Genomic DNA, 19,279 nt, shown 5'->3' on the forward strand with positions numbered 1-19,279 from the left:
CGCCGAAGGGGCATCACCATGAATCTCTCGAAATTCTTCATCGACCGGCCGATCTTTGCCGGCGTGCTATCGATCCTGATCTTTCTTGCCGGCCTGATCTCGCTGTTCGCGATGCCGATCTCGGAATATCCCGACGTGGTGCCGCCCTCGGTCGTGGTGCGCGCGACCTATCCCGGCGCCAATCCGAAGGTTATCGCCGAGACGGTGGCGACGCCGATCGAGGAGCAGATCAACGGCGTCGAGGGCATGCTGTATATGTCGAGCCAGGCCACCACCGACGGCGCGATGACGCTGACGGTGACGTTCCGTCTCGGCACCGACCCCGACAAGGCGACGCAGCTGGTGCAGAACCGCGTGCAGCAGGCCGAGCCGCGCCTGCCCAACGTGGTGCGCCAGCTCGGCATCATCACCAAGAAGAGCTCGCCCGACCTCACCATGGTCGTGCATCTGCTGTCGCCGAACAACCGCTACGACATGACGTATCTGCGCAACTACGCGGTGCTCAACGTCAAGGACCGGCTGGCGCGGATCGACGGCGTCGGCGACGTCCAGCTCTACGGCGCCGGCGACTATTCGATGCGGGTCTGGGTCGATCCGCAGAAGGCCGCCGAACACGTGCTGACGGCCAACGATATCGTGAAGGCGATCCAGGCGCAGAACGTCGAGGCCGCTGCCGGCGTGGTCGGCTCCTCGCCGAGCGTCAAGGGCATCGATCTGCAGCTCTCGGTCAACGCCGAGGGACGGCTGTCGACCGAGGAACAGTTCGGCGACATCGTGGTCAAGACCGGTGCGAACGGCGAGGTGGTGCGGCTGCGCGACGTCGCGCGGATCGAGCTCGGCGCCTCGGAATACGGCTTGCGCTCGCTGCTCGACAACAAGCAGGCTGTGGCGCTGCCGATCTTCCAGGCGCCGGGCTCGAATGCGCTACAGATCTCCGACAACGTCCGCGCCACCATGGCCGAGATCAAGAAGAACATGCCGGAGGGCGTGTCCTACCAGATCGTCTATGACCCGACCCAGTTCGTGCGCTCCTCGATCGAGGCCGTGATCCACACGCTGCTCGAGGCGATCGCGCTGGTGGTGCTGGTCGTGATCCTGTTCCTGCAGACCTGGCGCGCCTCGATCATTCCGCTGATCGCAGTGCCGGTATCGATCGTCGGCACCTTCGCGGTGATGCATGTGTTCGGTTTCTCGATCAACGCGCTCAGCCTGTTCGGCCTCGTGCTCGCGATCGGCATCGTGGTCGACGACGCCATCGTCGTGGTCGAGAATGTCGAGCGCAACATCGAGTCCGGGCTGTCGCCGCGCGAGGCCACCAACCAGGCGATGCGGGAAGTCTCCGGCCCGATCATCGCGATCGCGCTGGTGCTGATCGCGGTGTTCGTGCCGCTCGCCTTCATCTCCGGCCTGACCGGCCAGTTCTACAAGCAGTTCGCGCTGACGATTGCGATCTCGACGGTGATTTCGGCGGTCAATTCGCTGACGCTGTCGCCGGCGCTGGCGGCGCTGCTGCTCAAGGGCCATCACGAGCCGAAGGACTGGCTGACGCGGATCATGGAGAAATCGCTGGGCTGGTTCTTCCGCGGCTTCAACAAGGTGTTCACGAAGTCCTCGGAGAACTACGGCCGCACCGTCTTAAAGGTGATCTACGGCAAGGCCGCGGTGATCGGCCTCTATGTGGTGCTGGTCGGCCTCACCGGCGTGCTGTTCAAGCAGGTGCCTGGTGGATTCGTGCCGGGCCAGGACAAGCAGTACCTCGTCGGTTTCGCGCGGCTGCCCGACGGCGCCTCGCTCGACCGCAGCGAGGAGGTGATCCGCAAGATGAGCGACATCGCGCTGACGCAGCCCGGCGTCGAAAGCTCGGTGGCGTTCCCGGGCCTGTCGATCTCCGGCTTCACCAACTCCTCCAACGCCGGCATCGTGTTCTCGACGCTCAAGCCGTTCGACGAGCGCAAGGATCCCGCGCTGAGCGGCCCGGCGATCGCCGGAGACCTGAACAAGAAATATGCCGGCATCCAGGAAGCCTTCATCGCCATGTTCCCGCCGCCGCCGGTCAACGGCCTCGGCACCATCGGCGGCTTCAAGCTGCAGATCGAGGACCGCGCCGGCCTCGGCTATGACGCGCTGAACGATGCGACCAAGGCGTTCATGACCGCGATCCAGAAGGCACCGGAAATCGCCGGCGCGTTCTCGAGCTTCCAGGTCAACGTGCCGCAGCTGTTCGCCGACATCGACCGTACCAAGGCGTTGCAGCTCGGCGTACCGGTGACGGAGGTCTTCAACACGCTCCAGATTTACCTTGGCTCCTACTACGTCAACGACTTCAACAAATTCGGCCGCACCTATTCGGTGCGTGTGCAGGCCGACGCGCCGTTCCGCGCGCGGGCCGACGACATCAGGCAGTTGAAGGTGCGCTCGTCGTCCGGCGACATGGTGCCGCTGTCGGCCTTGATGACGGTGCGCCAGAGCGCGGGTCCCGAGCGCGCGATCCGCTACAATGGCTTCCTGTCGTCGGACATCAACGCCGCCGCGGCGCCGGGCTATTCCTCCGGCCAGGCGCAGGAGGCGGCGACGCGGATCGCGGCCGAGGTGCTGCCGCCCGGCTTCGCCTTCGAGTGGACCGACCTGACCTATCAGGAGTTCATCGCCGGCAACTCCGGGATCTGGGTGTTCCCGCTGGCGATCCTGCTGGTGTTCCTGGTCCTGGCCGCGCTCTACGAGAGTCTCGCGCTGCCGCTCTCGATCATCATGATCGTGCCGATGGGCCTCTTGGCCGCGATGTTCGGCGTCTGGTTGTCGAAGGGCGACAACAACGTCTTCACCCAGATCGGCCTGATCGTGCTGGTCGGCCTGTCGGCCAAGAACGCGATCCTGATCGTCGAATTCGCGCGTGAGCTCGAGTTCGCCGGACGATCGCCGATTCGCGCCGCGATCGAGGCGAGCCGGTTGCGGCTGCGGCCGATCCTGATGACGTCGATGGCGTTCATCATGGGCGTGCTGCCGCTGGTGCTCTCGACCGGCGCGGGCTCGGAGATGCGGCGCGCGATGGGTGTCGCGGTGTTCTCCGGCATGATCGGCGTCACGATCTTCGGTCTGTTCCTGACGCCGGTATTCTACGTACTGCTGCGCACCGTCACCGGCATGAAGCCGCTGACGCGGCACGGCCAGGCGACCATTCCAGGAAACACGCACGCGGCATGATGCCGCGTGCCGTCACACACAAAAACGAGAGCCCCGGTTCTGGCTTCGGCAGAACCGGGGCTCTCGTTCATGACAATTTGGAAAGGTTCAGGCGGCGATATCGAGCAGCAATTGCGACGAACCGCGGACCAGCATCTTGCGGCCCGCCGGCGTCAATGCGAACGATTCTCCCCGCATTGCGACAAAGCCGAGCGTGACGAGGCTATCGACCGCGTACCGGTTCAGTCGCGAGGGGTTGGCCGCGGGAGCCCGCAGCGCTTTCAACGCTTCCCACTGATCAGGTCTGAGTTCGAGTTCTTCGCTCATGGTCCAGGCACTCCAATTTCTTGGGCAGCCAGATACAGAGCGCAGATGAATTTCGTGCGACCACAACGAGTCAGGATTTCGATTTATGTGGACACGGCGTCACATCGCCGTGTCATTGGAATGTTTCAAGTTTTTCGAATCGTTGCGACGCAATGACGCGTGATTTCGTCACACAGATTAACCGCAGGCCGTCACACAGGTTAATCGCGTGGATCAGCCTGGCTAATCGCATCAATTAACCACGCCGCACGCTCGCGCCGCCATCCACCGGCAATGTGACACCGGTAATAAAATTGGCCTCGTCGGATGCGAGAAACAGTGCCGCATTCGCGACGTCCCAGCCGGTGCCCATTTTCTGCCGCAGCGGCACCTTGCTGTCGCGTTCGGCCTCGACCTCGGCGCGGCTCTTCCTGAATTCGCGCGCGCGGGTGTCGACTGCCATCGGCGTGTTCATCAGCCCCGGCAGGATCACATTGGCGCGAATGCCGTATTGCGCGTTCTGGTAGGCGAGCTGTTCGGTGAAGGCGATCATCGCCGATTTCGTCGCCTTGTAGGCGACGTAAGGATAGGTCGTGATCGCCGCCATCGACGAGATGTTGATGATCGAACCGCGCTGCTGCTTGCGCATGATCGGGATCACATGCTTTGCGGCGAGGATACAGCTCTTCAGGTTGATCGCAACGCAGCGGTCGAATGCTTCCTCGGTGATGTCGAGAAGCTCGGCATCGCCGCCCGACAGGCTGACGCCGACATTGTTGTGCAGGATGTCGACGCTGCCCCAGCGGGTCTGCGCATCCGCCACCATCGCCTTGATGTCGGCATTCTTCGTGACGTCGGCCTTGAACGCCGCCGCGATGCCGCCCTTGGCCGTGATGAGATCGACGGTCTCCTGTGCCGAGTCCGCATTGTGATCGACGCACAGCACCTTGGCGCCCTCACGCGCAAAGGTCAGCGCGGTGGCGCGGCCGTTGCCGATGCCTTCGCCGGGGCTCTGTCCGGCGCCGACGACGATGGCGACACGATCTTGCAGGCGCATCTCACTTCACTCCCGGAATCGGGTACTGCTGCAGTACCTCTTTGTAATAAGGTTCGTTGTCGATCTTCATGGTGGCGAGCACGCGCACCACGGCGCAGTAGAACGCAATCGTCAGCACGAGATCGGTCATGTGCTCGTCGGAGAGCTCTTTCTTGATCTCGGTGAAGGTCGCATCCGACATCGCGAGCTCGCGCACCATCTCGCGGGCGCCCTTGAGAATCGCCTTTGCCAGCGGCTCGAGCTTCGACGGCTTGCCCTCGGTCTCCGCCATCAGGCCTTCGATATCCGCGTCGGTAACGCCGAACTCCTTGCCGATCTTCACATGATGGGTGAATTCGTACTCGGATTTCTCCAGCCAGCCCACTTGCAGGATCGCCAGCTCGCGCAGCCGCGGATCGAGCTTGCTCTTGAAGCGGATATAGCCGCCGATGCCGTTGAAGGCACGGGCCATGTCCGGCGAGTTGACCAAGAGCTTGTGCAGGTTGGTGTTGCGCTTGAGCATGTCGCGATATTCGGGGGCGACTTGATCGGCTTCGAGATAGGGCAGGCGGGCCATTGTTGTTGTCCTTGGTTCGGCGGCTTGCGGGAAAGGCGGCTGTCGCTTCAGCCGTAGAGGGCTTTGTGCTCGCGTTCGTAGTTGGCGTAGGAGTCCTTCATGCTGGCGCCGTTCAGCAGCATGGTTGCAACCAGCGTGTTGTCGGCGTCGAATACGGTGGTGCGCACCCACATGCTTTCGGTGCGCTTGCTGCCGGACAGCGCGACGACCTCGCGCTCGGCCCAATAGGTCTCGCCCGGGAACAGCGGCCCGCGCAACAGGCGGATCTCCTGATCGGCGAACAGCCCGACCGCGGGGCCGCGCACCGGCAGCCGGTCCTCACGCGCGCGATACTGGAACAGCACGCTCAGCATCTCCATCGGAATAATGGCGCGGCCCCAGGGATTGTGCTCCTGCGCGTAGTAGCCGTCGGAAGGTTCGGTGATCACCCTCAGCTTGTCGGCCAGCGAAAACGGATAGAGGTCGCCCATGTGCTGGTCGAAATCCATCTTGATCGGCTGCCGCGCAGTCTTCATGCCGACCTTGATGTCGGCGAGGATCACGGGATCGGCCAGCGGCTTCAATTCGCCGAGCCTGTGGCTCAGCGCCGTCTCGCTGCCGTCGCCGCCGATCGAGGCGGTGCCGCGCAGAACCTCGGTGCCGTCGCGCTTGATCATCCCGATCGTGCAGACGGTCTGGCCGTCTCGCGGCTTCTCGATCCGCGCCTGCGCCTCTTCGCCTTCGAACACCGCGTTGCGGTAGTGCGCCGACAGGCATCCGGTCTCGAACCAGGCGCGGCCCCAGATCCGCTCGCACAGCGGCGCGAACTGGCTGAAATGCGTCGGCCCCTCGATGGTGCCGCCGCGGAATCCGAGCTTCTGTGCGGTTGCATCGTCATGGATCGACGCGTGCGAGTCGTAGACCTGCGCCTGCAGCATCTGCTTCGGTTGCCGCCACGGTCCCACCAGCTGATCACCGTCCTGCACGATCTCCGTCGTGAACGCGGTTTCGACTGTCAGCATCCTTGAGGTCTCCCTTTGCGCGCCACCGTTTCAAAGAAGGCAGGCTTCGGCAAGCTCCTCGCATGCGCAACATGAGATATGTGCTGCGCCCATGGACCGGGGCTGTTCATGCATAGCAAAATCAGTGCATGCTGATGCATGATGATCCGCAGAAAATGAGACCGGCTCGGACCGGCGCAGGATAAGACGGACGGGGAGCTGAGACTGATGACGTTGATGGACGTTGGACTCGACGACAAGTACCGGTTGGATACCAAGCGAATTTTCCTTTCCGGTACCCAGGCGCTGGTCCGACTGCCCATGTTGCAGCGCGAACGCGATCGCGCGCACGGGCTGAACACGGCGGGTTTCATCTCCGGTTACCGCGGCTCGCCGCTCGGCATGTACGACCACGCGCTGTGGCGCGCGAAATCCTTCCTCAGAGAGCATGATATCGCCTTCGTTCCCGGCCTCAACGAGGACCTCGCGGCGACGGCGGTATGGGGCAGCCAGCAGGTCGGCATGTTCCCGGGCGCCAAGGTCGATGGCGTGTTCGGCATCTGGTACGGCAAGGGTCCCGGCGTCGACCGTTCGCTCGATGCGCTCAAGCATGCCAATTCCGCGGGCACCTCGCGCAATGGCGGCGTGATCGCGCTGGCTGGCGACGACCATGGCTGCCAGTCCTCGACGTTGGCGCATCAGAGCGAGCAGGTGTTCGCCTCGGCGCTGATGCCGGTGGTCAATCCGGCGACGCTGCAGGACTATCTCGATCTCGGCATTCTCGGCTTCGCGCTGTCGCGCTTTTCCGGCTGCTGGGTCGGCTTCAAGGCGATCTCGGAGACGGTCGAGAGCTCCGCCTCGATCGTCAGCGATCCTGATCGCATCAAGATCCTCACGCCGGATGATTTCGAGATGCCGCCGGACGGCCTCTCGATCCGCTGGCCGGATCCGCCGCTCGACGCGGAGCGGCGGCTGCACGGGCCGAAAATGCAGGCGGTCGCCGCCTTCACCCGCGTCAACCGCTTCGACCGCATCGTGCTGGATTCGAAGCCGGCGCGGCTCGGCATCATGGCGACCGGCAAGGCCTATCTCGATCTGCGCCAGGCGCTCGCCGATCTCGGTATTACCGATGCCGAGGCGCAGGCGCTCGGCCTGCGCATCTACAAGGTGGCGCTGACCTGGCCGCTGGAGGAGCGCGGCGCGCGCGCCTTCGCCGAAGGCCTGCAGGATGTGCTCGTGGTCGAGGAGAAGCGCGGCTTCATCGAAGACCAGCTCGTTCGCATCCTCTACAACATGGATGCCTCGAAGCGTCCTTCGGTGGTCGGCAAGCGCGACGAGAGCGGCGCGCCGCTGCTGCCGAGCGAAGGCGAACTGTCGCCGACCATGGTCGCCGCCGCCGTCGTGGCGCGCCTGCGCAAGCTCGGTCATCGCAGCCCCGCGCTGGAGCAGCGGCTGGCCAAGCTCGAGGCGTTCGACCGTCCGGCGGAAGGGACGGGCACGGCCAAGCTGGCGCGTACGCCGTATTTCTGCTCGGGCTGCCCGCACAACACCTCGACCAAGATTCCCGAGGGCAGCCGCGCCATGGCGGGCATCGGCTGTCACGGCATGGCGCTGTCGGTGCCGAACCGCCGCACCCAGACGATCTCGCATATGGGCGCCGAGGGCGTCGCCTGGATCGGGCAGGCGCCGTTCACCGATGAAGCGCACGTGTTCCAGAATCTCGGCGACGGCACCTACACCCATTCCGGTCTCTTGGCGCTGCGCGCCGCTGCCGCCGCCGGCGTCAACATCACCTACAAGATCCTCTACAATGATGCGGTGGCGATGACCGGCGGCCAGCCGGCCGAAGGCGGCTTCACGGTGTCGCAGATCGCCCATCAGGTCGCGGCCGAAGGCACGAAGAGGCTCGCGATCGTCTCCGACGATCCCGACAAATATCCGGCCAACTATTTTCCATCAGGCGCGACGATCCATCATCGCCGCGAGCTCGATGCCGTGCAGCGGACCCTGCGCGAGATCGAGGGCCTCACCGTCCTGATCTACGACCAGACCTGCGCCGCCGAGAAGCGCCGCCGCCGCAAGCGCGGGCTGTTTCCCGATCCCGCCAAGCGCGTCTTCATCAACGAGCGGGTCTGCGAGGGCTGCGGCGACTGCTCGGTGGCGTCGAACTGCGTCTCGGTGCAGCCGCTGGAGACCGAGCTCGGCCGCAAGCGCCGCATCGACCAGTCGAACTGCAACAAGGATTTCTCCTGCGTCGAAGGCTTCTGCCCGAGTTTCGTGATGGTGCAGGATCCCAAGCTGCGCAGGGCCGACCGCACCGCGGCCGATCCCAAGGCGCTGTTCGCCGACCTGCCGGCGCCGCCGGCGACGGCGCTGAGTGCGCCCTACAACATCCTGGTCACCGGCATCGGCGGCACCGGCGTCATCACCATCGGCGCGCTGCTCGGCATGGCCGCGCATGTCGAGGGGCTGGCCTGCTCGACGCTCGACTTCACCGGCCTGTCGCAGAAGAACGGCGCGGTGATGAGCCATGTTCGGCTGGCGCCGGCGGCCGACATGCTGACCACCGTCCGCATCGCGCCGGGCAATGCCAATCTGATCCTCGGCTGCGACATCGTCGTCGCGACCAGCGATCCGGCGCTCAGCCGCGCCGAGCGCGGCGTCACCCGTGCCGTCGTCAACGCCGACCTGTTGCCGACCGCGAGCTTCGTGATCGATCCGGACATCGATTTCGAGGCGAGCTCGATGCGCGATGCGCTGAACGGCGCAGTGACGCCAGGCGATCTCGACATCCTCGACGCCACCGGGCTTGCTACCGCGTTGATGGGCGACAGCATCGCCACAAACGCCTTCATGCTCGGCTTCGCGTTCCAGCGCGGCGCAATCCCGCTGTCGCTCGAAGCAATTCTCAAGGCGATCGAGCTCAACGGCGCCGCCATCGAGATGAACAAGACGGCGTTCTCCTGGGGCCGGCTGGCCGCCCACGATCTGCCGCGCGTGGTCAGCGCTGCCCGCTTCAAGAGCGCGGGCGCAGCACCCGCCAAGCGGACGCTGGACGAGGCGATCGCGTTCCGCGCCCAATTCCTCACCGACTATCAGGACGCGGCCTATGCCACGCGCTTCCTCGACGACGTCGCGCGCGTCCGTGCCGCCGAAGCCGCCGCGGCGCCGGGCTCGCATGAGCTGACCGAGGCCTTCGCAAAGGGCCTGTTCAAGCTGATGGCCTACAAGGACGAATACGAGGTTGCCCGGCTCTATTCCGACGGCGAGTTCAGCAAGGCGCTGCGGGAGCAATTCGACGGCAATCCGGAGCTGAAGGTGCTGCTGGCGCCGCCGCTGCTTTCGCGGCGCGATCCCGTCACCGGGCGGTTGCAGAAGCGCGAATTCGGCCCCTGGGTGTTCAAGGCGTTCGGCATCCTCGCGGGGCTGAAGAAACTACGCGGCACCGCATGGGACATCTTCGGCTACACCGCCGAGCGCAAGATGGAGCGGGCGCTGCCGGTCGAATATTCGGCGATGATCCTGCGCCATCTCGACGGCAAGAAGCCGCTCGACCTGCCGCGGCTGGTGGCGCTGGCGAAGGCGGCGGACCTCGTGCGCGGCTACGGCCACATCAAGGAGGCCAACGTCGCCCGCTATCGCGGCGAATGTGCCCGACTGGAAGGGGCAATGGGCCAGCGGCTGGCGCAGGCTGCCGAATAAAGGCTGCTGGCGGCCGGCCGGAACCTTCGGCGGCCGCCATAGTTGACCGGTAACCCTGACCGCAACCGCGGCTGGAAATGCGCGGGTGCGTGCCTACATGATGCCTGTTCCGGTTTGAGTGATTTCAGGAGGCCTGTTCATGGTCCTGAAAGGAGTTTTTGTCGCAGCCCTCTGTACCGCGTCCCTGGCTCTGGGTGGCGTGGCGCAGGCTGACGACTACCGTCCGAGCGAATATTTCAGCCTCGATCTCTCCAAGGCGGTGCTGTCGCCGAAGCGGCTCGGTCCGCCGGCGCAGTTCGAGCCGGTCCCGGTCGAGGCCAAGGCCGACCACAGCAGCGATTCACAGGCGAGCGTCGAGCCGAAAGTCGACGACACCAAGGTAGTCGAGGACACCAAGGTCGCGCCGCAGAAGGCCGTCCGCACCACCGTGGTGACGCCGCCGGACGAGAAGGTGCAGGAGAGGTCGGCCGAGAAGACGCACGCGAAGAAGCGTGCCGTCGCGCACGTGCCCGTACGCGCCAAGCTCGCACGACGCCACAGCAACCCGCTCGATGCGCAGGCCCGCGACACGCGGATCCAGACCTGGCCCTGCCGCACCGGCGGCATCTGCAACTGGCAGCGCTAAGCGAGGCTGTGGCGGCGCCACGCTTAGCCGCTTAACCCGCACACACCCCTACCAAACCCGTCATCCTGAGGTGCGAGGCTCGCAAGAGCTCGCACCTCAGGATGACGGGTCTGGCGTGGTCGCATCTCTCCACGCGTCGTCCCGGCGAAGGCCGGGACCCATAACCACGGGGGCAGGTTGTTGAAACGAGCTGTGGCCCCCAGCGTTGCGCAACAATAACCTTTGGTGGCTATGGGTCCCGGCCTTCGCCGGGACGACGCTGTGGGCGGTTCTCGCTCACCTCGCTGTTCGTCCCGTTGTCGCAGGATAACGCGACCAGCTTTCGTTCGACCTTCGATCCCTGAAGGCTCCTCCCGAGTCATCCCGCTGTCGCAAAACCGTCGGCGGAGAGTCAAGAAACCGTAAGGCTGGAGTCAAGCGGCGCAGGCAAAACCTTCCTCGCGATTCGACGAGGGTTTTGCGATGGCGATCTCCGCGAGGGCGCGAGGCCTTACCCGGCGCCAGCTGTTGGTGCGCTCGGCATCGACCGCCGCGCTGGCGGGACTGGGCTCGCTCGCAGGGCCCCATCTGAGCCGCGCCGCGGACCGGCCCGCGATATCAGGCATTCAATCCGGCGACGTCGCCGGCGACTCCGCGGTGATCTGGGCGCGCACCGACCGCGCGGCGCGGATGCATGTCGAATGCTCTGCGGTCGAGAGCTTCGCCGCCATCCTGCGCACCGCATCGGCCGACGCGCTGCCCGAACGCGACTTCACCGCAAAACTGCTGCTCGATAACCTGCCGCCGGGCCAGGACCTGTTCTACCGTATCCGCTTCGATGACGGTGACGGCGTCGCGGGCGAAACCCGCGTCGGGCATTTCCGCACCGCGCCGCTCGAGCGGCGCTCGGTCTCGTTCGTGTGGTCCGGCGATGTCGCCGGGCAGGGCTGGGGCATCGATCCCGGGCGCGGCGGCATGCGCAGCTACCGCACCATGCTGAACGAGCGACCGGATTTCTTCATCCATTCCGGCGATCACATTTATGCCGACTGCACGGTGCCGGCGCAGCAGCCGCTGCCGAACGGCGAGGTCTGGCGCAACATCGTCACCGAGCAGAAATCCGTCGTCGCGCACAGCCTCGACGAGTTTCGCGGCAACTACCGCTACAACTGGCTCGACCAGTATTTTCGCGCCTTCCATGCGGAGGTGCCGATGTTCGCGCAGTGGGACGATCACGAGGTGGCCGACGACTGGTCGCCGGTCGGCACCGCCGATGCGAGCGGCTACGATGCCGACGGCAGCTCGCGCCTGGTGGCGCGGGCACGCCGCGCCTTCCACGAATTCATGCCGATGCGGCTGATGCCGGAGCGCGACGGCCGCGTCTACCGCAAGATCGCCTATGGGCCGCTGCTCGACGTTTTCATGATCGACATGCGCTCCTACCGCGACTCCAGCTGGAACAAGCAGGGAGATCCGGACGACACGTTCATTCTCGGCCGCAGCCAGCTCGCCTGGCTGAAGCGCGAACTGGTGGCATCGGATGCGACCTGGAAGGTGATCGCGGCGGATCTGCCGATCGGCCTCGTCAGCCTCGATGCGGTGGCGCTCGGCGACGGACCGCCGGCGCGGCGCGAGCACGAGATCGCCGATCTCTTGTCGTTCATCAAGCGCGCCGGCATCCGCAACACGGTGTGGCTCACCGCCGACATGCACTACACCGCGGCGCATCACTACGATCCGAACCGCGCCGTGTTCCAGGATTTCGAGCCGTTCTGGGAATTCGTCTCCGGCCCGCTGCATGCCGGCACCTGGTCGCCGGGCGCGCTCGACAACACCTTCGGTCCCAAGGCGATGTACCAGAAGGGCTGCTCGGCGGAGCAGGGCGACAATCTCGCGCCATGCTTCGGCCTGCAATTCTTCGGCCGCGTCGACATCGACGGCAAGAGTGGCGTCATGACGGTGACGCTGAAGGATGTCGACAACCACGACCTCTGGTCGGTCGATATCGAGCCGCGGCCGGACGCGCGGCCCGGCCGGATCATGGCGCAGCATATCTGAATCCCTTATTTGTCAGGACATCTTGAGGGCGGGTGCCTTGCCTGAGGGGCCGGTTTCCGGGCACACTGTGGTGCTGGCAGTCCTGCCACTCATTCCCGACAAACGATTTGCTGGCGTGACGTCGTCGATTTTCCGGCGCCCCACGCGTCAGGAGCTATCCATGGACAATCTGCAGACACAGGGCATCAGCCTGCCCCGCCTTGGCCTCGGCACCTTCCGCATGCAGGGCGATACCTGCCGCGCGGCGGTCGAGAGCGCGCTCGCCCTCGGCTATCGCCACATCGACACCGCCGAGATGTACGGCAATGAGGAGCCGATTGGCGAGGGCATCGCCGCATCAAAGGTCGCGCGCAACGACCTGCACGTGACCACCAAGGTGTGGCACGAGAATCTGGCGCCGGATGCGATCCGCCGTGCGTTCGACGCCAGCCTGAAGAAGCTGCGGCTCGATCACGTCGATCTCTATCTGGTGCACTGGCCGTCGCGCGACATGAATCTGCCGGCGGTGTTCGAGACGCTGATGCGGCTGAAGCAGGAGGGGCGCACCCGCGCGATCGGGGTCGCCAATTTCACCACCGCTTTGCTGAAGACCGTGGTCGAGGACATCAAGGCGCCGATCGCCTGCAACCAGATCGAATACCACGCGATGCTGGACCAGACGCCGGTGCGCAAATATCTCGCGGCGAAATCGATCCCGCTGGTGGCCTATTGCCCGCTGGCGCAGGGTCGTTTCGCCACCGACGAAACGCTGGCGGCGATCGGCAGGAAGCACGATGCGACGGCGGCGCAGGTCGCGCTGCGATGGCTGCTCGAGCAGGACGGCGTTGCGGCGATCCCGAAGGCTTCACGCGGCGAGAGCCAGAAGGCCAATCTCGATGCGCTGAAGGTCAAGCTCGATGACGACGACCGCAAGGCGATCGCCGCGCTGCGCAAGGACATGCGTTGCGTCAATCCGGGCTTCGCGCCGGCGTGGGATTGATTGGCAGGTCTCGTAGGGTGGGCAAAGCGAAGCGTGCCCACCTTCACGAGCACAGCGTGGATGGTGGGCACGTCGCTACGCTCCTTTGCCCACCCTACGAAGCGTCTACTGCGACACCGCAAAGAAAATGGCTCCGTGAGGAGCCATTCCCTTGTGTCGGTCTCGCTTATTGATCTCAGTAGCGATGCGACCGCTTGATCACCACGGTGCGATCGCCATGGCCATGATGCCAGCCACGGTGCCAGCCGCGATCATGGCGCATCGAACCATACGCGCCGTAGCCGCGATCCCAGTGATGATGGTGGCCGCCACGCTTGATCACGACGGTCTCGGCGCTCGCGATCGACGGAACTGCCACCGCAAGCGCGCCGATCGCCGCAATCATCAATCCAAACTTCTTCATCTCGTCCTCCTCAATTGAGCGAGGAGAAAACAGCGCGGACAGCGAAACGTTCCTGCGGGAACGCAGGAGTTTTCTGAACAGCTGTTCAGCAAGCATGTTCGTCGCGTGTTGCGTTGCGTCACCGGCTGTCCATGCGGGCCGACATCGTCGAGGCCAACGATTTCCCCGTATCGACACGGCTTGCCTAACTACCGCACCCGACGCATCATCCCGCCATAAAAACAATGTTGGGGGCATTGCCATGGGTGGATTCTCGGGCGGATTCTCGCGCCGCGATTTTCTGACGATGACCGGATCAGCGGCCGCTGCCGCGATCGCGGGACCGGCCGGCGCCGCGATGGGGCCGAACGACAAGTTCGATCTCGTCATCAAGGGCGGCGACGTGATCGATCCGAGCCAGTCGCTGCGCGGCAAGCGCGATATCGGCATCCGTTGGGGCTTGATCGAGGCCATCGACGACGAGATCCCGGCCGCGCGCGCGGCGAAGACCATCGACGCGTCGGGCAAGCTCGTGATGCCCGGCCTCGTCGACCTGCACTGCCATGTCTATCCCTACGGCTCGGCGATCGGCATTCCCGCCGACGAACTGGTGCAATTCCAGGGCACCACCACCGTGGTCTCGGCGGGCGATGCCGGCGTCAACAACCTCGCGGCGCTGCGGCGCTACATCGTGGCGCAGTCGCGGGCGCGGATCTACGCCTTCGTCCACATCGCCAATAACGGCCTGTCGGCGTTCCCGGTGGCCGAGCTCTACAACATCGACAACGCCCAGGTCGAAGCCTGCGCGATGGCGCTGGCCGAAAACCCGGACTTCCTGATCGGCGTCAAGGTGCGGATGTCCGAGAACGTGATCTTCAAGCACGGGCTCGAGCCGCTGAAGCGCGGCATCCAGGCCTGCGAGATGTGCGGCTGGCCGGCGCGGATGATGGTGCATATCGGCGGCGTCGAGACCAGGGAGCTGATGAGCGACATCCTCGATCTGCTGCGGCCGGGCGATATCCTCACCCACGCCTATTCCGGCGCGCCGAACGCTGCGGGTGCTTTCACCAACATCGTGCAGGAGGGCCGGCTGCTGCCGGCGGCGCTCGAGGCCAAGCAGCGCGGCGTGCTGTTCGACGTCGGCCATGGCGGCGGCAGCTTCGATTTCACCGTGGCCGAAGTCGCGATCCCCGGCGGCTGCACGCCGGATACCATCTCCTCCGACATCCACGTGTTCTCCGGCAATTCACCAGGCATGCCGTTCCTGCCCAACGTGATGAGCAAGTTCCTGGCGATGGGCTCCTCGCTGGAGCAGGTGGTGGCGATGGCGACCTCGGGCCCGGCGCGGATCATCAACCGGGCGCCCAAGATCGGCACGCTGCAGCGCGGCGCGCCCGGCGACGTCGCGATCATGGACCTCGTCGAAGGCCCGGTCTCCTTCGTCGACACCCGCAACAACAAGCGCGACGGCAATCTGTTGCTGAAGCCGGTGCAGACCGTGGTCAACGGCGTGCCGTTCGGCCGGCCGTATCAATCGCCGTTCGCGGTGAGGTAGGGCGAGGCAGTCTCTCAAACCTTCTCCCCTCGTGGGACAAGGTGGCCACAGGCGGCCTACGGCCGGCCGTTCAAACAGGACGCCGATGCGCTGCATCGGCTATGCGAAGTCCGCGACGGATGAGGGGTATCTGTCCACGAACACAGAACGACGTATGCGGAGAGATACCCCTCACCCGGATTGCGTCTGGCGATGCAATCCGACCTCTCCCACAAGGGGAGAGGTGCACTGCCGCTGCGGCTACAAAGGCAACACTGTGATCAGCCGCGCTTCTCCACATTGCTGCTGCGCGCGGGCACGCCGAACTCCTTGCGGCAGACCTCGGCGAGAACAGCGACGCCCTCGCGGATCTGCTCGTGCGAGGGGCTGGCGAAGCAGAGCCGCAGCCGGCAACCTGAGTGCGCCTTGCTGGTCGACCATTCCGGCCCCGGATTGATCGAGACCCCGGCGGCCAGCGCCGCCTGATACAGCTTCATGGTGTCGACATGGTCGGGCAGCTTGACCCAGAGGAAGATGCCGCCCTTCGGCGCCTCGAACTCGGCGGCGGTGCCGAACTGCTCGTTCAGCGCCTCCATCAGCGTGTCGAGCTTGGCGCGCAGGCCCCTGGTCAGCCGCGGCACGTGGGTGGCAAAATGCGGCGCGCAATATTCCGACAGCACCATCTGCTCCAGCGCGCCGGAGCCGGCGTCGGTCTTCAGCGACAGCATCCGCGACATCATCTCCCAGGGCGCGACGATGAAGCCGACGCGCAGCGCGGGGGCGATCGATTTCGAGAACGAGCCGATATGGATCACGCCGCCATGCTGGCTCATGGCGTAGATCGCGGGCGGCCGCTCGCCGTTCCAGATCAAATCGGCGTAGCAATCGTCCTCGAAGATCGGCACGCCGTAGTCCTTCGAGAGCTTCAGCATCTCGGCGCGCCGGTTCTCGGGCAGGATCGATCCGGTCGGGTTCTGCACCGTCGGGATGGTGTAGATATATTTCGGCGTGATGCCGCGCTTCTTGTGGTCGGCGAGTGCCGCGGCCAGCGCGTCGATCCGGATGCCCTCGCCATCAAGGGGAATGCCGACCGCGTTGACGCCGAGCCGGGTCAGGCGGTTCAGCGAACCCTGATAGGTCTCCTGCTCGATCAGCACGGTGTCGCCCTTGGCGAGCAGGGTATGGTTGACGAGGTCGAGCGCCTGCAGCGAGCCGGAGACGATCATGATCTCGTCCGGCGTGCAGGCGATGCCGGCGTCGCGCTTCAGCTTTTTGGTGAGGAATTCGCGCAGCGGCAGATAGCCCTGCGGGCCGTGGGCGAGGTTGTAGGTCGCCAGATTCCGGCCCTCGCGCTTCAGCACGTTGTTGACCGCTTCCAGCAGCCCGTCGACCGGCACCTGGTCCGGATCGTTGTTGCCGCCGACGAAGCTGTATTTGGCGAGCCCGGTCCACCGCGCGGCCGGCGCGGGCAGGCCGGCCGGGAGCAGGGGTGAAAAATCGAACTGGGCTGAGGTGGACATGGCTGTTTCGCTCCCGTGTTGTTGTCATTGGGAAGGCCATTGGCGGCCCGCCCTGAAAGTCAGTTCTTGCCGAGCAGCCTGATCGGCCGGCCCTGGGTGATGAAGGCATAGTGCCCGGGGCCGACGCTGCCGACCATCAGGGCCTCGGTCACCGGTTCCGCGATTTCGCCGGCGGCGGCCCAGTCGACCACGAAATTGGCGCCGGTGCCGCCCCGGACATCGGACGTGGCGATCGAGACCTCGACGGTCGCGAACGGTTTTAGCGCGACCGGCGATTTGAGGTAGCTCTCCACCATCTTGCCTGCTGTGTCGAAATAGGCGATCCGCTTCAGGACGAGCGGCTTGGTTTCCGAGGTGTTGTGCACGCTCAGCGTCACCGAGAAATCGGCCCTCAGCTTGCCCTGGCTCATCGACACGCTGGAATAGACCGGCACGTAGAATGAGCCGGAGGTGGCGAGATTCTCCGCCGGCACCGCGGTCAGCGAATTTGCGAAATTTTGCTCAATACTTCCGGCGGCTTGCGCTAAAGCCCCGTCCATGCGCACGGTGAGCAGGCAAGCGAGAATCGCCAGAAAAAAGCCGCCTGCGCGGATGTGACACATTGCTTGATTGATCCTCACGCCCGGCCCTCTAGGTTGCGGCAACAGGAAGTCTTGGCGACAGGAAGTCTTGGCGCATGCATGAACTGATTCGCGATATTACCCTCTGTATCCTGTTTGCCTGGGGCATCGGGCTATTGGCCCATTTCTCCCGGCAGCCGCTGATCCTCGCCTACCTTATCGCCGGGTTTTTCATTGGTCCATTCGGCATGGGCTGGGTCAAGTCCCAGGAGTCGATCAGCGTCATCTCCGAACTCGGCCTGATCTTCATGCTGTTCATGATCGGGCTCGAGATCGACCTGAAGAAGATCGTCCGGGCCGGCAAGGTGATCCTGTTCGCGGGCGCCGGCCAGCTGCTCGGCGGCTGCGTGATCGGGGCGCTGTTCTTCGCCGCGATCGGGCTTTCGCTCGGCGGCGGCAAGTTCGATGCGATCTATCTCTGCGTCGCCTGCGCGCTGTCCTCGACCGTCATCATCGTCAAGGTGCTCTACGAGAAGCGCGAGCTCGACACGCTGCCGGGCCGCATCACGCTCGGCATCCTGGTGCTGCAGGACATCTTCGCGATCCTGTTCCTGGCGGTGCAGCCGAGCCTCGACAATCTGCAGATCAGCGTCGTGCTGGTGTCGATCGCCCGCGTCGCGGTGCTGGTCGCAACTGCCCTGGTGCTGAGCCGCTACGTGCTGCCGAAGCTGTTCCATCAGATCGCGCGCCGGCCGGAACTGGTGCTGCTCGGCGCGCTGGCCTGGTGCTTCCTGATCGGCGAGATCGCGGAAAGGCTGCATCTGTCGCGCGAGATGGGCTCGCTGGTCGCCGGGGTCTCGCTGTCGACCTTCCCCTATGCGCTCGACGTCACTGCGAAGGTGACGACGCTGCGGGATTTCTTCATCACCCTGTTCTTCGTCGCGCTCGGCATGACCATCCCGATTCCGGGCCTGTCGGTGATCAAGCTCGCGCTGATCATCGCGGCGTTCACGGTGGTGAGCCGGCTGCTGACCACCTTCACGCCGCTCTATCTGATGAAGCAGGGCCTGCGCGCCAGCCTGCTGCCGGCGATCAACCTCGCGCAGATCTCCGAGTTCTCGCTGGTGGTGATCCAGACCGGAACCGCCGCTAACCACATCGCGACCGAGACCGCGAGCGCGGCCTCGTTCGCCTTCGTGGTGCTGGCGGTGCTCTCGACCTTCGCGATGGGGCGCAGCGACCAGATCGTGCGCGGCCTGATCGGCCCGCTGAAGCGGATCGGCCTGCGCGACCTCGACCACGGCCAGGACGGCGGCAAGGGCGAGGGGCACGAGGAAGGCCATGGCGAGATCAGGCGCATCGTCATCCTCGGCTTCTTCCGCGCGGCGAGCGCGTTGCTCAGCCAGATCGAGCGGCAGAATGAGTCGCTGCTGGAGCAGATCAGCGTGATCGACTTCAACCCGCTGGTGTTCCGCACGCTGTCGGATCGCGGCCTGCACGTGATCTACGGCGACATCAGCAATGTCGACACCCTGGTCCATGCCGGCATCGGCAAGGCCGAGATCATCATCCTGAGCGTGCCGGATTTCCTCTTGGTCGGCGCCGACAACGAGAAGCTGGTGCGCCACGTCCGCGCCCTCAACCCGACCGCGAAGGTCGTCGCCACCGCCGACCTGTTGGCCGACGTCAACGACCTCTACGATGCCGGCGCCGACTACGTCACGGTGACCCGGCTCAGCGACGCCGGCGAGCTCTACACCGTGATCGAAGCCGCGGACGCGGGCCTGCTCGACGACAAGCGCGCCGAGATGGATGCCCGGCTCAGCGACCGCCGCGAGGTGCTGCCGTAGCGGCTTGCACA

14 protein-coding genes are annotated in these 19,279 nt (G+C 65.1%); 7 read left to right on the plus strand and 7 right to left on the minus strand.

Annotated features, from left to right (window positions below; all coding sequences use genetic code 11):
- Positions 1–18 precede the first annotated feature (18 nt).
- The gene (locus JQ633_RS10260; RefSeq protein WP_211984861.1) at positions 19–3,201 is read left to right on the plus strand and encodes an efflux RND transporter permease subunit; all 3,183 of its coding nucleotides are present in this window, start codon (positions 19–21) and stop codon (positions 3,199–3,201) included.
- Between the two features lie 87 nt (positions 3,202–3,288).
- Here JQ633_RS10260 and JQ633_RS10265 read toward each other — a convergent pair whose 3' ends face one another.
- The 4 genes from JQ633_RS10265 to JQ633_RS10280 form a co-directional block, all read right to left on the minus strand.
- On the minus strand, positions 3,289–3,507 hold the full coding sequence (locus JQ633_RS10265) for a hypothetical protein (protein ID WP_211984862.1): 219 nt from the start codon (positions 3,505–3,507) through the stop codon (positions 3,289–3,291).
- Positions 3,508–3,742: 235 nt separating this feature from the next.
- Positions 3,743–4,543, minus strand: a complete 801-nt coding sequence (locus JQ633_RS10270; protein ID WP_211984863.1) for an SDR family NAD(P)-dependent oxidoreductase — start codon at positions 4,541–4,543, stop codon at positions 3,743–3,745.
- Between the two features lies 1 nt (position 4,544).
- Positions 4,545–5,099, minus strand: a complete 555-nt coding sequence (locus tag JQ633_RS10275; protein WP_211984864.1) for a carboxymuconolactone decarboxylase family protein — start codon at positions 5,097–5,099, stop codon at positions 4,545–4,547.
- A gap of 47 nt (positions 5,100–5,146) precedes the next feature.
- Positions 5,147–6,100 (minus strand): hypothetical protein, encoded by a 954-nt coding sequence (locus tag JQ633_RS10280; RefSeq protein WP_211984865.1) that lies wholly within the window; start codon positions 6,098–6,100, stop codon positions 5,147–5,149.
- Positions 6,101–6,307: 207 nt separating this feature from the next.
- On the opposite strand from JQ633_RS10280, the gene JQ633_RS10285 reads away from it, so the two are divergent.
- The 4 genes from JQ633_RS10285 to JQ633_RS10300 all read left to right on the plus strand — a co-directional run bounded on the left by JQ633_RS10285 (position 6,308) and on the right by JQ633_RS10300 (position 13,422).
- Positions 6,308–9,781, plus strand: a complete 3,474-nt coding sequence (locus tag JQ633_RS10285) for an indolepyruvate ferredoxin oxidoreductase family protein (protein ID WP_211984866.1) — start codon at positions 6,308–6,310, stop codon at positions 9,779–9,781.
- A gap of 139 nt (positions 9,782–9,920) precedes the next feature.
- Positions 9,921–10,406: a hypothetical protein gene (locus tag JQ633_RS10290; RefSeq protein WP_211984867.1), complete on the plus strand. Its 486-nt coding sequence runs from the start codon at positions 9,921–9,923 to the stop codon at positions 10,404–10,406.
- Positions 10,407–10,868: 462 nt separating this feature from the next.
- Positions 10,869–12,443, plus strand: coding sequence for an alkaline phosphatase D family protein (locus JQ633_RS10295; protein WP_211984868.1), 1,575 nt, complete (start codon positions 10,869–10,871; stop codon positions 12,441–12,443).
- Between the two features lie 160 nt (positions 12,444–12,603).
- The gene (locus JQ633_RS10300; protein WP_211984869.1) at positions 12,604–13,422 is read left to right on the plus strand and encodes an aldo/keto reductase; all 819 of its coding nucleotides are present in this window, start codon (positions 12,604–12,606) and stop codon (positions 13,420–13,422) included.
- Positions 13,423–13,597: 175 nt separating this feature from the next.
- Here the strand turns inward: JQ633_RS10300 and JQ633_RS10305 are convergent, their stop codons facing one another.
- Complete coding sequence (locus tag JQ633_RS10305; RefSeq protein WP_211984973.1) at positions 13,598–13,825, minus strand: hypothetical protein; 228 nt, start codon at positions 13,823–13,825, stop codon at positions 13,598–13,600.
- A gap of 286 nt (positions 13,826–14,111) precedes the next feature.
- Between JQ633_RS10305 and JQ633_RS10310 the strand changes: the two genes are divergently transcribed.
- Entirely contained in the window at positions 14,112–15,359 is a 1,248-nt protein-coding gene (locus JQ633_RS10310; RefSeq protein WP_249159070.1) for an amidohydrolase family protein, read from the plus strand.
- A 260-nt stretch (positions 15,360–15,619) separates the two neighbouring features.
- On the opposite strand, the gene JQ633_RS10315 is transcribed toward JQ633_RS10310, so the two are convergent.
- Both JQ633_RS10315 and JQ633_RS10320 read right to left on the minus strand, forming a co-directional pair.
- Positions 15,620–16,858, minus strand: coding sequence for a PLP-dependent aminotransferase family protein (locus JQ633_RS10315; RefSeq protein WP_211984871.1), 1,239 nt, complete (start codon positions 16,856–16,858; stop codon positions 15,620–15,622).
- 59 nt (positions 16,859–16,917) lie between these two features.
- Positions 16,918–17,460 (minus strand): DUF3124 domain-containing protein, encoded by a 543-nt coding sequence (locus JQ633_RS10320; protein WP_211984872.1) that lies wholly within the window; start codon positions 17,458–17,460, stop codon positions 16,918–16,920.
- A 74-nt stretch (positions 17,461–17,534) separates the two neighbouring features.
- Here JQ633_RS10320 and JQ633_RS10325 point away from each other — a divergent pair, with 74 nt between their 5' ends.
- Positions 17,535–19,268: a cation:proton antiporter gene (locus tag JQ633_RS10325; RefSeq protein ID WP_211984873.1), complete on the plus strand. Its 1,734-nt coding sequence runs from the start codon at positions 17,535–17,537 to the stop codon at positions 19,266–19,268.
- The last annotated feature ends 11 nt before the right edge of the window (positions 19,269–19,279 follow it).

The sequence above is a fragment of the Bradyrhizobium tropiciagri genome (genome assembly GCF_018130505.1).
Taxonomy (GTDB): Bacteria; Pseudomonadota; Alphaproteobacteria; order Rhizobiales; family Xanthobacteraceae; genus Bradyrhizobium; species Bradyrhizobium tropiciagri_B.

Coding starts and splice junctions, on each gene's coding strand:
- JQ633_RS10260 (WP_211984861.1), top strand. CDS start 19: ATGAATCTCTCGAAATTCTTCATCGACCGGCCGATCTTTGCCGGCGTG.
- JQ633_RS10265 (WP_211984862.1), bottom strand. CDS start 3,507: ATGAGCGAAGAACTCGAACTCAGACCTGATCAGTGGGAAGCGTTGAAA.
- JQ633_RS10270 (WP_211984863.1), bottom strand. CDS start 4,543: ATGCGCCTGCAAGATCGTGTCGCCATCGTCGTCGGCGCCGGACAGAGC.
- JQ633_RS10275 (WP_211984864.1), bottom strand. CDS start 5,099: ATGGCCCGCCTGCCCTATCTCGAAGCCGATCAAGTCGCCCCCGAATAT.
- JQ633_RS10280 (WP_211984865.1), bottom strand. CDS start 6,100: ATGCTGACAGTCGAAACCGCGTTCACGACGGAGATCGTGCAGGACGGT.
- JQ633_RS10285 (WP_211984866.1), top strand. CDS start 6,308: ATGACGTTGATGGACGTTGGACTCGACGACAAGTACCGGTTGGATACC.
- JQ633_RS10290 (WP_211984867.1), top strand. CDS start 9,921: ATGGTCCTGAAAGGAGTTTTTGTCGCAGCCCTCTGTACCGCGTCCCTG.
- JQ633_RS10295 (WP_211984868.1), top strand. CDS start 10,869: ATGGCGATCTCCGCGAGGGCGCGAGGCCTTACCCGGCGCCAGCTGTTG.
- JQ633_RS10300 (WP_211984869.1), top strand. CDS start 12,604: ATGGACAATCTGCAGACACAGGGCATCAGCCTGCCCCGCCTTGGCCTC.
- JQ633_RS10305 (WP_211984973.1), bottom strand. CDS start 13,825: ATGAAGAAGTTTGGATTGATGATTGCGGCGATCGGCGCGCTTGCGGTG.
- JQ633_RS10310 (WP_249159070.1), top strand. CDS start 14,112: ATGACCGGATCAGCGGCCGCTGCCGCGATCGCGGGACCGGCCGGCGCC.
- JQ633_RS10315 (WP_211984871.1), bottom strand. CDS start 16,858: ATGTCCACCTCAGCCCAGTTCGATTTTTCACCCCTGCTCCCGGCCGGC.
- JQ633_RS10320 (WP_211984872.1), bottom strand. CDS start 17,460: ATGTGTCACATCCGCGCAGGCGGCTTTTTTCTGGCGATTCTCGCTTGC.
- JQ633_RS10325 (WP_211984873.1), top strand. CDS start 17,535: ATGCATGAACTGATTCGCGATATTACCCTCTGTATCCTGTTTGCCTGG.